The sequence below is a fragment of the Pseudoruegeria sp. HB172150 genome, assembly GCF_013184805.1.
Classification (GTDB): Bacteria; Pseudomonadota; Alphaproteobacteria; order Rhodobacterales; family Rhodobacteraceae; genus Psychromarinibacter.
Genome location: NZ_JAATNG010000001.1, coordinates 1,773,252 through 1,787,896 on the forward strand (window position 1 = coordinate 1,773,252; position 14,645 = coordinate 1,787,896).

A 14,645-nucleotide genomic window follows, 5' to 3' on the forward strand; every position below is an offset into this window, starting at 1 on the left:
GGGAAGTCAACCGCGGTGCTTGTTGACGCGACGGGGGCAAGCTAAGCGGGGAACATGGAACGACGTCCGATCCTAGCCGCACTGGCCGTTCTGCCGCATCAAGGGCAATTGTTGCTCGTGCGCCGGAAAAATCCGCCCGATGCGGGGCTATGGGGCTATCCCGGCGGAAAAGTCGACTGGGGCGAGACCGTTGCAGATGCGGCCCTGCGTGAATTGCGCGAAGAGACTGGCGTGAGCGCCGAGGCAATCAGCCAACTCGTCAACCTCGACATCATCCTGCCGGATGACGATGGCGGGACCGAGCATCACTTTCTGCTGGTCGCAGTGCATTGCGCCTATCGCGGCGGGCAGGCGAGGGCAGCAGATGACGTTTCCGAAGCGGACTGGATTCCGTTTGACGAGGTTCTGTCAGGTGCCAGGCCAATGAGCCGGGACGTGGACACGGTGCTGCGACTGGCACTGGAGGCGGGGCCGGGCTGAGCCGGCCCCGGAAGATCAGGCGGCCTCGGCCCCATTAACCAGGCCGTCACCGCGCAGCAGTTCGTTGACCCGAACGTCATCGGTCGCGAACGCGGCTTTCAGTACGCCGACCGCGCGCCAGGGCTGCGCATCGCCGCACATGAACACATCGAAGGCGCCGTAGCCGATCTCGGGCCAAGTGTGAACCGAGATATGCGACTCGGCCAGCACCGCCACGCCCGACACGCCCTGAGGCGAGAACTTGTGCGTGTGGATGTGCAGCAGAGTCGCGCCGCATTCGTCAACGCAGTCGCGGAACGCCTGCTGAATGCGGGCTTCGTCGTCCAGCCCAGTGCCGTTCACGACCTCGATGATGAGGTGCGTGCCCGCGAAAACGCGGCCGTCACGGCGGATGAAGTGATCGTCACGATCTTCATCGAAGAGATCGCGAGAGATGGTGGTGTCCTGCATACGGACACAGGAATCTTCCTCGTGGGCGCCTGTCTCCAGACCGATCCCCAGTTGGAAGAGGTTGGCGCCGTCCATGGCACTGCCCCTTCTAGCCAGCAGATTGAATCCAGAGGTTCCTTAGCGCCCCCCCGTTATCTTCGGGGTTGGGATCGGTCCCTCGCTCGTGAGGCGCACTTAGGACCTCACTTCGAGTCGTTCAAGAGAAAATTTTGCGACGGATGTCAGCTATGCAATTACGTGCCGTCATTTTCCATTTTGGTACAAAAAGGGGGGCGGGCCGAACCCGCCCCCAGAACAGACGCCGGTCAGGAAGCAACCGGCGCCCAGGGGACCGTCAGTCGCGCCAGAATGGACGCGAGATTTCGCGGCGAGCCTGTTCAGGCGTAATGCCGATATCGAACAGCATGAAATGGTCGAGCTCTGCGAGTGCCTTACGGGATCGGCGGCGCTCGTCCCACTTCACGAGCAGCGCCACGAAACCGATAACCGCGGTTGCAACCGGGGTCAGGGGACGGCTGGACAGATAGCCGAGGGAGTCGTTGGTGCGTGCTTGTGTCATGGGATATCCTTTCAAAATTGTATTGACACAAAGTGGCGAAGTTGCCACGATTGAATGGATACAAACGGATTTGTACCAAGTCGAGGGAAATATTGTATTGAATACAATTTGGGAGCCGAGCATCGAAGGGCGCGGCGGGCCGAAGTACAAGGCGGTCGTCGAGGCGATCCGCGAGGCGGTTTCGGATGGTGACCTCGAGGTTGGGGCAAAGTTGCCTCCGGTGCGGGAACTTGCCTGGCAGCTGTCAATTACTCCGGGCACAGTAGCGCGCGCCTATACCATCCTGACGGATGACGGGGTGCTGGAGGCGGCAGTGGGGCGGGGAACCTTCGTTGCGGCGCAGGATCATGCAGCGCCGATATCGGTACCTGTCAGCCGTCCGGATATAGAGGCGTCGGAAGAGACAGAGGGGCCGGTACGGCTGTACGGTGCTTCGGTGCCCGATGTCGGGCAGGTCGCCCTAATCCGCGAGTTGATGGTTTCGATTGGACAGAACGGCGGCGTGGCCGGCCTGCTGGACTACCCCGACCGTGATACGAAACTGCCGCTGCGCGAGGCCGCGATCCGCTGGATGGCCGGGTCACATCTGGGGCCGCTCGACCCCGGTGACGTCGTTATTTCAAATGGCGGGCAGAACGCGCTGGTTCTGACGTTGCAGGCCTGCCTGCGCGGGGATGCGCCGGTTATCCTGGTGGAGGAGCTGTTCTACCCCGGGTTCCGGCGCGCCGCGGAACTGGTGCGGGCCCAGGTGATTCCTGTGCCGATGGACGGTTTCGGCATTGTGCCGGAGGCTCTGGAGGAACTGGCGCTTAAACACGGCGCACAGGCGCTGATGACGTCGCCGGAGGTTCACAACCCGACGACCTTGTGCACGCCGCCGTGGCGGCGGCAGGAGATCGCGGATGTCGCGCGACGCACCGGGCTACAACTGGTCGAGGACGATTGCTATCGGATGGGGCCGGGACAGGGGCTGCCGTACCGGGCGATGCTGCCCGAACAAAGCTGGTACATCTCATCCCTGTCGAAACTGCTGACGCCGTCACTGCGTGTCGGGTTCGCCGTGGCGCCACGGGGGCGCGGAGCACGGCTGCGGCGGATGGCGGAATACAACTATTTCGGCCTCGCCGCGCCGATGGTCGAACTTGTGGTCGGGATCATGACATGGCCGGGGCTGCCGGACCTGACGTCCGAGGTGCGCCGCGTGATCAATCAATATAGCCGCGTCGCGCTGAACGTGCTTGGCGGCTACCAGATATCCTGGCGCGAGGATGTGCCGTTCCTGTGGCTGCGGCTGCCGGCGGGCTGGCGCGCCGGGGCGTTCTGCCAGGCGGCGGAGGCGAGGGGCGTGCAGGTGCGCTCGGCCGAGGAGTTCGTCGTGCGCGAAGGCCGCGCACCGCACGCGATCCGGATCTCGATGAACGCGCGAATTGGCATGGAGCGGTTCGAGCGGGCGCTGGTGACATTGCGGGAATTGCTGGATAATCCGCCGGAGAATATCAGCTTCTGATTTGGGGTATTATAATACCATAATTTTAAAGCATTGTTTTAACATAATTAAATAAGGATTGCGCCGCTTGACTGGCCATTTCCTGCGTGTATAACCCCGCAATCCGAATTCCGGGCCGGGCATATGCCGGGCCCTTATCCGTAACCGAGGTTCCGAGAATGAAGACCTATACCGCGACGCCTGCGGATATCGACAAGAAATGGATCCTGATCGACGCCGAGGGCGTTGTTCTGGGCCGTCTTGCCTCGATCGTGGCCAACCGCCTGCGCGGCAAGCACAAGGCGGGCTTCACGCCGCACATGGACATGGGTGACAACGTCATCATCATCAATGCCGACAAGGTGCAGCTTACCGGCAAGAAGCGCGCCGAGAAGACCTACTACCGTCACACCGGCCATCCGGGCGGCATCAAGTCGAAAACTGCCGAAGAGATCCTGGACGGGGCGCATCCTGAGCGTGTCGTGACACTGGCCGTGAAGCGCATGCTGCCGGGCAATCGTCTGGCGCGCCAGCAGATGACCCATCTGCGGGTCTATTCCGGCGCCGAGCACCCGCACGAGGCGCAGTCGCCCGAGGTGCTGGACGTCAAGTCGATGAACAAGAAGAACACGAGGACCGCGTAATGGCCGATCAAGTGAATTCGCTCGAAGAGCTGGGCCAGGTCGCCGAGGGTACCGGTGCAGCCGAGGCCGTGGTCACCGAAGAACTCATCAACCGCGAGCCCGTTCGTGACGAGTTGGGCCGTGCCTATGCCACCGGCAAGCGGAAGGACGCGGTTGCCCGCGTCTGGATCAAGCCGGGTTCGGGCAAGGTCTCGGTTAACGGCAAGGAAATGGATGCCTACTTTGCGCGTCCGGTGCTGCAGATGATCCTGCGCCAGCCGTTCACCGTTGCCGGTGTCGAGGGCCAGTTTGACGTTCAGGCGACCGTCAAGGGTGGCGGTCTTTCGGGGCAAGCCGGTGCCGTCAAGCACGGTATCTCGAAGGCGCTGCAGCTTTACGATCCGAGCCTGCGGGCTCCGCTGAAAGCGGCCGGCTTCCTGACCCGCGACGCGCGTGTTGTCGAGCGGAAGAAATACGGTAAGGCCAAGGCCCGTAAGAGCTTCCAGTTCTCGAAGCGCTGATATCTTCGCGACAGATTTCCGAAAGGGCCGTCCGATTGGGCGGCCCTTTTGTTATGCGCTGAAGGTCGTTACGGGCGGCGCGTTACCGCACGGCGAACAGGTGCACCTCGACACCGCTGGCCAGCCGTTTTCCGGTGCCGACGAACATGGTGTTGTTCACCCAGGCATAACGGGCGTCGCCGGTTTCGAGCCGGGCGGTGGTGCGCATGTAGTAGGTGGCGGGGTCCACATCCTCGCCGCGGGCGACGCGTTCGAGCACTTCGGGCGGGCCGTGGCGGGTGCCCATGTTGATGATCTCGATCAGGGCGCCGTCATCCGTTTCGAAGGCGTAGCGGGTGTCGAGATGCGCTGCGCCGTCGGCCTGGATCGTCTGCCAGTCCGCACCGAGGTTCAGAATGGTGCCGTTCAGCAGCGGGCCGGAGACGGTGCCGCCGATGATCGGGATGATGCGGCGCTGGCCGAAGCGGCCGGCGCCCATTTCCCGGATCGGCCCGAGTTCTGCCGTGATCGTGCAGGCGTGTTCGAGTGCTGGCGCCTGTGGCATGACTGTCCCCTCCCGTCGTTAGGTGGGCGCAAGGTGGCCGCAGGCGCAGGCAGGGTCAATGGGTGGCGCTGTCCCGCGTGGCAGTGCTGCACCATAGCCCTTCGGCGCAAACCTCGGCGGGCGCGTCGAGTTCGATGATGGTGTAGCTGAGGCCGGTCTCGGGCCGGCGGAATACTCCGGGCATCGACAGGCATTCGGTGGCGCGGCGGGCAACCGGCAACCTGCCCGGCACGGGCGAGATCATCTGCGCTGGCGACACCATGATATCGGCGGCAGGCTTTCCGGGGCCGAAGGTGTTGGCCTGGATCATGATGGGCTGGGCATCTGGGTGGCGGGACAGGAATTCCTGATCCAGCGTCATGCGCCGTACCCGGCGGATCGCGATGAAACCGTTGCGGCTGCGCACCTGGTCTCGTTCGCGCAGGGCGGCGGCGGGAACGTCGGCGAAGGAACAGGCTATGCGGGTCATGGGGGCGAAGCCCGGCATGCTCCATTGCACCGGCTCGACGGGTGCGGCGGGTGGTTCAACCTGCCGCATGACGCGATAAATCAGTTCCTGACTGGTGCCAGACATAAAAACCCCCTTGATTCAATTGAACATAATCCTGTCATAAAATTGCCGGCTCGTCGCCTGCCGTACGGTAAACGAACTGGTGGCGGTTCGGCAACAATCCTGTGTCAGGAATCGGGGGCAACCAGCCCCAGGCCTCGCAGGTAAATGCCGATCCCGGCCTCGAGTAACTCTTCGGGCGGAAAAGGCGATCGGCTGCCGGCAGCGCCACGCGCGAAGAGTTCTACGACGCCATGGCTCATGGCCCAGATATGGGCGGAAAACATTGCCGGAGGTGGACGTTTTTCCGGGGGAATGTGTTGAGAGAGTTCCGCTGCGGCCTTTTCCAGTACACCGTTTGCGCGGGCGGCGACATGGGCCAGTTCGGAACTGCGGTGGACCGAGATACCGGATTCGAACATCGCAATGTAGTGGCCAGGATACTTCCGGGCGAAGGCGAGATATGCGCGGCCCGTTGCCTCGAAGGCAGCAAGCGCCGAGGGCTGGCCGTTGCTGTAGGCGTATTCCATCACGTCGGCGAAAATCTGGTAGCCTTGGCGCGCAGCTTCCGCGATCAGGTCTTCGCGACCCTCAAAATGACGATAGACGGCGGCAGGCGTGACGCCGGCTCGCTTCGCGGCTTCGGAGAGGGTGAATCCGGTGGGACCCTTTTCCTCGATAAGCTTCAGCGCCGCCTCGACCAGCGCGCGGCGCAGGTCGCCGTGATGGTAGCCGCGCTTAGGCATTCCAGATTTCTGGGCCTCCGCAGATTTTTGGATCCGGCGCGCAGGCGGCCTTCTTGTTCTTGCCGCGATAGTCGATATCGCAGAGCACGGCACGGATGGCGGCGATCCGGGCGCGGCGCTTGTCGTCGGAGCGGATCACATTCCAGGGGGCGAGTTCCATGTGCGTGCGGCTGAGCGTTTCGCTTATCGCGTCGTTGTAGTCATCCCAGTGGCGCAGACCCTCAACGTCGATCTCGCTTAGTTTCCATTGCTTTAGGGGGTCTTTCTCACGCTGAAGAAAGCGCCGGAGCTGCTCTGCGCGTCCAACATTCAGCCAGAGCTTGACGAAATGCATACCTTCGCTCTGCAGCATCATTTCGAAGCCCGGAAGCTGTCGGAAGAAGCGCTCACGGTCGGCATCCTCGCAGAAGCCGAAGACTTTCTCCACGACGCCCCGGTTGTACCAGGATCGGTCGAAGAGGACCATTTCGCCCTCTGTCGGGAGCTGTTCGGCGTAGCGTTGAAAGTACCACTGGCCCTGTTCACGGTCGGAGGGTTTCGACAGGGCGACGACACGTGCCACCCGGGGATTAAGGTTCTCCCGGAACCTCTTGATCGTACCGCCTTTTCCGGACGCATCTCGGCCTTCAAAAACGACAACCACGCGCTTGCCGGTGGCTTTCACGTCAGATTGCAGCTTGGCGAGTTCAAGTTGCAGATCCTCCAGGGCCTTCTTGTATTTGTCTTCGTCCATCCGGTCGTCATAAGGGTAGCTGGCGTCAAGGACCGTTTTGCCCTCATGCGCCAGGATCTCGTCGCGAACCGGCTTGGGCGCATGATTCTCGAAGTAGTCGCTGATCGCGCCGTCGAAGGGCAGGGACATGTTTACCTCTTTCACTTTCTTACCGGGCAGTATGCCCGACCCGGCCCGCAACGCAATGCGGGCGCGCGTCAGGCTCCGATCTGACCCATGTCGAAGGGCGTGGACTGGTAGATCTCGTTGATCCAGTTGCCGTAAAGCAGGTGCGCGTGACTACGCCAGCGGTTCTGTGGCGGCTGCTTCGGATCGTTCCCGGGATAATAGTTGTCGGGCACGTTGATCGGGGTGCCGGCCGCGATGTCGCGGTCATATTCCTCTTTCAGCGTGCCGCTGTCATATTCCAGGTGATTGAAGATCAGAAGCGAGCGGTGTGCCTGATCCTCGACGAGGCAGGGCCCCGACTGATCACTGCCGAGGAGTGTGGTCAGCCCGGGCTCTGCGTCGAGTTCGTCCTGACGGATCTCGGTCCAGCGGCTGACCGGGATCACGCAATCGTCGGAAAACCCGCGCAGGTAGGGTGAGGCGGGCAGGAGATTGCGGTGCCGGAAGCAGCCGAATGCCTTGTGGTCCAGCATGTGCTTGTCGATCTGCCAGAAGTGCCAGAGCATCGCCATGCCACCCCAGCAGACGCCGAAGGTCGAATGCACATTGGTCTGGGTCCAGTCCATCACCTCTGTCAGCTCGTCCCAGTACGTCACCTCCTGGTAGGGCAGATGCTCGATCGGGGCGCCGGTTATGATCAAGCCGTCGAACTTCTCGTCCTTCACCTCCTGGAACGGGCGATAGAACGCCTCCATGTGCTCGGCGGCGGTGTTCCGGGTCTGGTGTTCGGTCATGCGAATGAGCTGCAGGTCGATCTGCAGCGGCGTGGCGCCGATCAGCCGGGCGAACTGTGTCTCGGTCTGGATCTTCTTGGGCATCAGGTTCAGAAGGCCGATGCGGATCGGGCGGATGTCTTGCCGTTCCGCCTGCACGTCCGACATGACCATCACGCCTTCGCGGTTCAGAACCTCGAATGCGGGCAGGTCGGACGGCAAGGTAATCGGCATGGATTGATCTCCGTTTGCAGACTGGGTGAGATATGTGGGTTGTCAGCGCCGCTCAAGGGCCGAGGCGATCAGCGCGTCGAAGCCGTCGGTGTCCTGGAGTCTGGCCACCTGCTCTGCGGTGACTGTGACGCCCCAGTTGTCGGCCATCGCCTGATAGCGCGGCTGGCGGTGGGCGAGGGCGCGGGCGTAGGTCCAGCGGACAAAGGCGTCGGGGTCGACCTTGTCCTCTGGCAGAACGGTTTCTTCAAGGTAGTCGGCCCAGGCGCGAATGAGGAAATCGGGCTGGTAGTACATTGGTTTTGGTGCACGGTCGAAGCGGCGGATCAGTTCGTCGGTGTGGGCGTCGCTGCCCTTGATCCAGACCATCAGAGTGGCTTCGCTAAGGGCATTCATGACCGGGTCGTGCGGGTCCGAGGGGTCGACGACTTCGCAGATCGAGCCGCCGGAATCGCAGACGAAGTGGTCGTAGCCGTAGATGCCGAGGGCGCGGTGGATGAAATGCCCGGTGTCGAGTAGCGCGCTGATCTCGCCGACGCGGTGCTGTTCCTGGCGCTCCATGTATTCGCCGAAGGGAAGACCGCCCTTTTCCGGGTCACCCGGCTTACCGAGATAGGTGGAAAGCGGCGTGAGATTGTGGAAGCTGAGGTTTGAGCCGATGAAGATCGAGTCCGACATCAACAGGTCGCGCAGAAACGGAACGCGCATCGCCTCGCGCTTGAAGTTGTCGACAATGTATTCGCCCATGTACCGAGTGCCGATGCGGTAATCGATGGAATAGTGGTACCAGCCGCCGGTCTCGCGCAGCATCGAGGCGATGTGGGTCTTGCCCAGTCCGGACATGCCGAAGAGCAGAACGCGCTTGCGTTCCGCTCGATGCCAATCGTCCGCTGTCTCGTAAAGCATGCCTGTATCCCTGCCTCGCCCGTCCCAACTATCGCGAAACGCGGCGGAAAGGCCAGTGCGACTGCGGGCCTGGGTGGAACTGGCAGATCAGGTCGGCACGGGAGGACGGCGTCGGAACATGCGACCGTCGATGATTACCAGCCCAAGGCCCAGGAGCGCGAAGCCGAGATAGGCGCGGGGCGGCAGGGTTTCATCGAGGATCCATGCGCCGAGCAGGATGGCGACGGGCGGGATCAGCAAGGTGCAGAGCATCAGGTTGCCGCTGCCGGCCATGGCGAGGACGCGGTAGTAGAGCAGATAGGCGAAGGCGGTGGCGGCCAGCGCGTAATAGGCGATGGCGGCGAGGGTGCGAAGTTCCAGGTCGAAGCTCGGCATGCCGTCGAACCAGAAGGCGGCAGGAACCATCACCACGGCGGAGCCGGTCAGCATGCCGGCGGCGGCGACCTGCGGCGGCAGGCCCGACAGGTTCTTTTTGGCCCAGGCGCCGGCCAGCGCGTAGGAGAAGGCGCCGCCGAGCACGGCGAGCTGCGCCAGCGAGCGCAGGTCGAACTGGGCGAGATTTTCCAGGCCGATGGCTGTGGCGACGCCGAGAAAGCCGAGGGTGACGCCGAGGGCACGGCGGGCGGTCAGACGCTCGTCGCGGAATGCTATGGCGGCGACGATGACTCCGAAGATCGCGGTGGCGGCGTTGAAAATCGACGTGAGGCCGGATTCGATGTGCAACTGGCCCCAGGCCATGAGAGAGAACGGGATCACGTTGTTCAAGAGCCCCATGACGAGGAAAGCGCCCCAGATGCGGGGGCTTCGCGGGACGGGCAGGCCACGGGCGGTGACAACGATCCAGAGCACCAGCGTGGCCCAGAACACCCGGTGCGCCACGGCGGTTACGAAGCCGATCTCGTCCAGCGCGACCCGGACCGACAGGAAGACGCCGCCCCAGATCAGGGCGAGGAGCATGAGTTCGGCCCAGGCGCGGGCGGACATGGAGGTCTGCTGTGTCATGCCATGCGGATTAGATCAGGGCGGCGGCCGACACGACCCGTTTCATGCGAAATTAAAAACCCCGCCTGCGGTGGCAGGCGGGGCTTTGTCCGTGGTGGAACTCGGGAGAGATCAGAAGCTGAAGCCGAGTTTCATGCCGAAGGCGACGGCGGTGTTGTCGGTGAAGTCGCCCGCCGGAGTGCCGAAGGCCTGGGTTGTTGCATCGCCGAGCCAGCTGTACTGGACACCGGTCTGCAGCTTCATGTTGCCCTCGGTATAGGTGACGCCGACGCCCACCGCGGTGCGGCCGTCGGGTGGGTTCAGGTTGGAGCGGAAGCCGCCGGTGCTGGGCTCGTAAAGCGCCGACAGGGCTACGGCCCAGTTTTCGGTTAGCTGGCGGCCAACGCCCAGGGTGTAAGTGAAGGTGTCGTCGTCGTAGGAGACGAGAGACTGACCACTGGTCGCAACGCCATACAGGAAAGGTGAAATGTCGAACTCGCTCCAATCAGCCCAGCGAATGCTACCGAACAGCAGTGTGTCCTCCGCGATGCCGGTTTGGAAATCGAGGTTCACGGCCTGCGGCGTGTCAACATCCATTAGCGAGGAAATAGCTGGGCTGCCGTCAATCGATTCGGTGGTTCTAAGTTCGTGGCTAATGCTTGAATAGTATGTCAGTGCTACTCGCAGGGCGATCTCCGGTTTTTCGTAGGCGACGCCTAAGAGATAACCTGTACCGTAGTCCGTGTTAGTCGAGCCAGAATAGCCAATTGGCGGAAAAGTAGATGAAATGAAGGGGATCATCGCTTCAGCGCTGAAATTTTGATACCGCAGTCCAGCGTATGCGCTGAAATTGTCGTTAAACTTGTACCGCCCAATCGCATTCACTGTGTTGGAACGAAGTGTTGCAGTAGAACCTCCTGCGAAATAACCTGTTTCGAAGAAGGATGGATAAGCAATCGAGGCTCCGTACGGGTGATCGTATTGCAGCGCAGCGTCGAACTTTTCGCTGACTGCAAACTTTGCGAACAAGCCAACGTAGCCATAGCCTCTGGTGAGGTCTCCGGAGTCAGCGCCTGCAAACGTAAATGGAGAACCAACTGGGAGATTGTTCAACTGCGTCCCGGACACTTCCGGACTGACGGTCGTGAAACTAAATTCCACATAATTGCCTTCTTCGAACAGCGCACTCATGATCTGCCCGGAGCGATCGACACCCCCTGCCTCCGCTGCGGTCGAAGAGATCACCGCAAGAGTGGTCGCGGTTACGATCTTTTTCATGTCCCACATCCCTTGAACATTCTTGTTTCGTTCTGTGAAACACGGTAGCGGGAGATTTTATTATTGGTCAAATATTGACCTTAGGTAATACTTAAGTTGTTCGATCGGTGTAGCTTTCGCGTCACCATGACGCAGAGGCGCGGGTTTCCTTGCGTATATTCATCCAGTTGGCGGCAAAGATTACTGCGGCGCCGGCAAGTATCGCGGGGTCCAGAGGTTCAGCGTAAAGGACCATTCCGACGATTGCGATGATCGGCAACCGCGCGAAATCGATCGGCATCACGACCGAGGCGGGGGCCAAGGACAGCGCAGTGGTCAGGCAGAAATGCGCGACGAGTCCGGCGCAGCCGACCAGGATCAGCCAGGGCAGTGTCGCGGCGGTCGGCAGGGTGACGGCGCCGTCATGAGCAGCACAGATCAAACCGAACGCAGCCTGCATCAGGGTCAGGTAGAACAGGATACAGGTGATGGTTTCGGTTCGGGTCAGGAGACGGGTGAATATCGCCGAACCGGCAAAGCCTATGGCGGCGAGCGCCGCGGCGATCAGGCCGGGACCGAGAGAGAGGCCGCCGAACGGACGTGCGACGAAGAGTATGCCGACAAAACCCAGCGCCGCGGCGAGAGCACGGGTGGACGTCAGGCGTTCTTTCAGTACCAGCGGTGCCAGCACGGTGACCCAGAGCGGCGAAGTGAATTCCAGGGCAAAGACCTGTGCCAGCGGCGCCGAGGCTATGGCAAAAAACCACAGATTCTGACCGATGAAGTGACTGATATTTCGGATGAAGTGGATGTGGAGGCTGCGGCGGGTGATCTGTTGCAGGGTGCCGGCGCGCCAGCCGACGGCAAGCACGATCGCAATACCCACGAGCGATCGGTAAGTCATGATCTCGAAGGTGTCGTGTTGGCCCGCCAGCGCACGGCCCGCGATGGCCATGGAGGTAAAGGAGACGATGGCGCCGATCATCCAGGCGGCGGCACGCAGGGTGTTCTGCGCGTTCATCGGGAACGGGCGCGGCTGGGACGGGGCACGGGACATCCTCCCATTCGTCGGGTGCGGATACCGCCTTTAGGAGATTGCGCGCAGGTTGGAAAGGTCAGTTCGACCCGGCTTCGAGAGGCAGGCTGCAACAGCCGTCGAGGAAGCGGCGCTTGCCTTCGGATTCGAGTATTACAGTGAGCGAGTAGGGATAGTCGCGGTCGCTCATGTCGTCGCTGCAGATCTGCGGTTTGATGACGGCGAGCGCGCCATAGCCAGATGCGCCACTGGTGATGGCGACCGGGAAGGCGGGGCGGCCCTCAGCCACCATCACACCGGCGATGGGCATGGTGACGCTGGCACCCATGATATCGGAATAGAGCGCGCTGGTCTCCGAATACCGGATATTCCAGAACGGCTCGGTCCCGCCGCAGAGCAGGCCGGCGGGAAGCTCGGTGCTGGGGATGGCGGGTAGGGTCTCGGGCTCGAGGAAATTCATCGAGATCCAGCCGTTGCCGTCCTGCCAGATGATGCGGCCCCAATCGCCGGATTCGTTGGTGCCGGTGACTTCGATACCTGTCGCGGTCGGGCCAAGATCGCCGATGTCGGCGCTGTCGGCAGACGGTTCGGCGCGGACGTTGAGAGTGTCGTCGGAGGCTACGCCGGTAACTCGGAAATAGCCGGGCTGTGCAGTGGCGGGGAGAGCGAGGAGGGCGGCGGCAAGGGTAAGGGCGATGCGTTTCATGAAATGGCTCCGGGGTGAATGATTTTCCGGGAGTATATTCGAGGGTCGGTCTGCGGCGTTAACGAAAAAGCGCATTGAGCACCGTAGTTTATTATCAATTCCTTACGCGACAAACCTGATGTGCAATCGCCAGGTATTGGCTCGAACGTGCCTGAGTTGTGGGCTGCCTTAAGGACGTTTCGACTCAAGCGGGCTTGTTGGGGGCGACCATGCAGATCGCGGCGCTGTATTTGCCCGTTTTGGAGAGACGTCGATCCATACCGTCGCAGTTGAGATGCCTGGGGCGGATGGGATCGGCTAAGCCCTTACTCCCACTCAATCGTTCCCGGCGGTTTTGAGGTGACGTCGTAGGTGACGCGGTTGATGCCGTTGACTTCGTTGATGATCCGCGTGGCGGTTTCGGTCAGGAATTCGTGGCTGAACGGATAACTGTCGGCGGTCATGCCGTCGACCGAGGTGACCGCGCGCATGGCGCAGGCGTAGTCGTAAGTGCGGCCGTCGCCCATCACGCCGACGGTTCGGACGGGGAGAATGGCGACGAAGGCCTGCCAGATCTCGTCGTAAAGGCCGTGCTTGCGGATCTGATCGATATAGACCGCGTCGGCCTTGCGCAGGATCTCCAGCTTGTCGCGGGTGATCTCGCCGGGGCAGCGAATGGCGAGGCCGGGTCCCGGGAAGGGGTGGCGGCCGATGAAACTGTCGGGGAGGCAGAGTTCGCGGCCGAGGGCGCGGACCTCGTCCTTGAACAGCTCGCGGAGCGGTTCGACGAGCTTCAAGCCCATCTTCTCGGGCAGACCGCCGACGTTGTGGTGCGACTTGATGGTGACCGAGGGGCCGCCGGAGAAGGAGACGGATTCGATCACGTCCGGGTAGAGCGTACCCTGCGCCAGAAACGCGGCGCCTTCGATCTGGTCGGCGTATTTCTGGAACACGTCGATGAACAGGCGGCCAATGGTTTTTCTTTTGGTTTCAGGGTCGCTTACGCCGTCCAGTTGACCGAGGAACAGCTCTGCCTCATCGGCGTGTATCAGTGGGATGTTGTAATTGTCGCGGAACATTGAAACCACTTCGTCGGCTTCGCCCTGCCGCAGCAGGCCATGGTCGACGAAGACACAGGTGAGCTGGTCGCCAATGGCTTCGTGGATCAGCACAGCCGCGACCGACGAGTCGACCCCGCCGGAAAGTCCGCAGATCACTTTGGCGTCACCCACCTGGTCGCGGATCTTCTGGATCGCTTCGGCCTTGTACGCTCCCATGGTCCAGTCGCCAGAGAAGCCGGCAAGGCGGGTGAAGTTCTGCAGGATCAGGCGGCCGTTCGGGGTATGGTGCACCTCGGGGTGGAACTGGGTCGCAAAGAAGCGGCGTTCGTCGTCAGAGACGATGGCGTAGGGGGCATTGGGTGAGGTGCCGATGACCTCGAAGCCGGGGGCGAGTTCGGTCACACGGTCGCCGTGGCTCATCCAGACCTGTTCCTTGCCAGCCGTGAACAGGCCGCGGAAGATGCGGTCGGATGTGTGCGCGCCGGAGGGTTCGACATAGGCGCGTCCGAATTCGCGGTGGTGGCCCGATTCCACCCTGCCGCCCAGTTGCTGCATCATCGCCTGCTGGCCGTAGCAGATGCCAAGGACGGGAACGCCCATGTCGTAGACCATCTGCGGCGGCATCGGCGCATCCTCGTCGGTGACCGAGCAGGGACCACCGGAGAGGATTATGGCCTTTGGGTCGAAGTCCTTGAGGAAGGCATCGCCGACGGCCTGATAGGGGTGGATTTCGCAGTAGACCCGGGCTTCGCGGAGGCGCCGCGCGATCAGCTGCGTCACCTGAGAACCGAAGTCGATGATAAGGAGGCGTTCGTGGCTGGCTGTCATGACATGCCATTAAGGAAGGTCTTCGGAAGGCGCAAGAGCGGCGGAGCGGGGCAACAGGTGTCGCTTTCGCGTCAATTCCGACGCAAT

17 protein-coding genes are annotated in these 14,645 nt (G+C 62.0%); 4 read left to right on the forward strand and 13 right to left on the reverse strand.

The window, feature by feature from the left end; genetic code table 11:
• The first annotated feature begins 54 nt into the window (after positions 1–54).
• A complete protein-coding gene (locus HCO70_RS08470; RefSeq protein ID WP_172294916.1) occupies positions 55–480 on the forward strand; it encodes an NUDIX hydrolase in 426 nt (141 codons plus the stop codon).
• Between the two features lie 15 nt (positions 481–495).
• On the opposite strand, the gene speD is transcribed toward HCO70_RS08470, so the two are convergent.
• Positions 496–1,005 carry an adenosylmethionine decarboxylase gene (gene speD / locus HCO70_RS08475; protein ID WP_172294918.1) on the reverse strand — a complete coding sequence of 170 codons (510 nt, stop codon included), beginning with the start codon at positions 1,003–1,005 and terminating at the stop codon, positions 496–498.
• A 259-nt stretch (positions 1,006–1,264) separates the two neighbouring features.
• Complete coding sequence (locus tag HCO70_RS08480; protein WP_172294920.1) at positions 1,265–1,489, reverse strand: DUF1127 domain-containing protein; 225 nt, start codon at positions 1,487–1,489, stop codon at positions 1,265–1,267.
• A gap of 97 nt (positions 1,490–1,586) precedes the next feature.
• Between HCO70_RS08480 and HCO70_RS08485 the strand changes: the two genes are divergently transcribed.
• The 3 genes from HCO70_RS08485 (at position 1,587) to rpsI (ending at position 4,119) form a co-directional block, all read left to right on the forward strand.
• Positions 1,587–2,996 carry a PLP-dependent aminotransferase family protein gene (locus tag HCO70_RS08485; protein ID WP_253913140.1) on the forward strand — a complete coding sequence of 470 codons (1,410 nt, stop codon included), beginning with the start codon at positions 1,587–1,589 and terminating at the stop codon, positions 2,994–2,996.
• Between the two features lie 158 nt (positions 2,997–3,154).
• Positions 3,155–3,619 carry a 50S ribosomal protein L13 gene (rplM, locus tag HCO70_RS08490; RefSeq protein ID WP_172294924.1) on the forward strand — a complete coding sequence of 155 codons (465 nt, stop codon included), beginning with the start codon at positions 3,155–3,157 and terminating at the stop codon, positions 3,617–3,619.
• Positions 3,619–4,119, forward strand: a complete 501-nt coding sequence (gene rpsI / locus HCO70_RS08495; RefSeq protein ID WP_172294926.1) for a 30S ribosomal protein S9 — start codon at positions 3,619–3,621, stop codon at positions 4,117–4,119. The genes rplM and rpsI overlap by 1 nt, the downstream gene beginning before the upstream one ends.
• Positions 4,120–4,201: 82 nt before the next feature.
• Here rpsI and HCO70_RS08500 read toward each other — a convergent pair whose 3' ends face one another.
• From HCO70_RS08500 to guaA, 11 genes are all read right to left on the reverse strand, one after another.
• A complete protein-coding gene (locus HCO70_RS08500; RefSeq protein WP_172294928.1) occupies positions 4,202–4,663 on the reverse strand; it encodes a DUF3237 domain-containing protein in 462 nt (153 codons plus the stop codon).
• A 55-nt stretch (positions 4,664–4,718) separates the two neighbouring features.
• Complete coding sequence (locus HCO70_RS08505) at positions 4,719–5,237, reverse strand: Hint domain-containing protein (RefSeq protein WP_172294930.1); 519 nt, start codon at positions 5,235–5,237, stop codon at positions 4,719–4,721.
• A gap of 104 nt (positions 5,238–5,341) precedes the next feature.
• Positions 5,342–5,959 (reverse strand): TetR/AcrR family transcriptional regulator, encoded by a 618-nt coding sequence (locus tag HCO70_RS08510; RefSeq protein ID WP_172294932.1) that lies wholly within the window; start codon positions 5,957–5,959, stop codon positions 5,342–5,344.
• Complete coding sequence (gene ppk2 / locus HCO70_RS08515) at positions 5,952–6,821, reverse strand: polyphosphate kinase 2 (protein ID WP_172294934.1); 870 nt, start codon at positions 6,819–6,821, stop codon at positions 5,952–5,954. The genes HCO70_RS08510 and ppk2 overlap by 8 nt, the downstream gene beginning before the upstream one ends.
• A 68-nt stretch (positions 6,822–6,889) precedes the next feature.
• A complete protein-coding gene (metA, locus tag HCO70_RS08520) occupies positions 6,890–7,807 on the reverse strand; it encodes a homoserine O-succinyltransferase (RefSeq protein WP_172294936.1) in 918 nt (305 codons plus the stop codon).
• A gap of 42 nt (positions 7,808–7,849) precedes the next feature.
• Positions 7,850–8,710 (reverse strand): ATPase, encoded by an 861-nt coding sequence (locus HCO70_RS08525; RefSeq protein WP_172294938.1) that lies wholly within the window; start codon positions 8,708–8,710, stop codon positions 7,850–7,852.
• 87 nt (positions 8,711–8,797) lie between these two features.
• Complete coding sequence (locus tag HCO70_RS08530) at positions 8,798–9,712, reverse strand: DMT family transporter (RefSeq protein ID WP_172294940.1); 915 nt, start codon at positions 9,710–9,712, stop codon at positions 8,798–8,800.
• A gap of 111 nt (positions 9,713–9,823) precedes the next feature.
• Positions 9,824–10,969 carry an OmpP1/FadL family transporter gene (locus HCO70_RS08535; protein WP_172294942.1) on the reverse strand — a complete coding sequence of 382 codons (1,146 nt, stop codon included), beginning with the start codon at positions 10,967–10,969 and terminating at the stop codon, positions 9,824–9,826.
• 121 nt (positions 10,970–11,090) lie between these two features.
• Entirely contained in the window at positions 11,091–11,969 is an 879-nt protein-coding gene (locus tag HCO70_RS08540; RefSeq protein ID WP_172296221.1) for a DMT family transporter, read from the reverse strand.
• 94 nt (positions 11,970–12,063) lie between these two features.
• Positions 12,064–12,690 carry an SH3 domain-containing protein gene (locus tag HCO70_RS08545; RefSeq protein WP_172294944.1) on the reverse strand — a complete coding sequence of 209 codons (627 nt, stop codon included), beginning with the start codon at positions 12,688–12,690 and terminating at the stop codon, positions 12,064–12,066.
• Positions 12,691–12,995: 305 nt separating this feature from the next.
• A complete protein-coding gene (gene guaA / locus HCO70_RS08550; protein WP_172294946.1) occupies positions 12,996–14,558 on the reverse strand; it encodes a glutamine-hydrolyzing GMP synthase in 1,563 nt (520 codons plus the stop codon).
• Between the last annotated feature and the right edge of the window lie 87 nt (positions 14,559–14,645).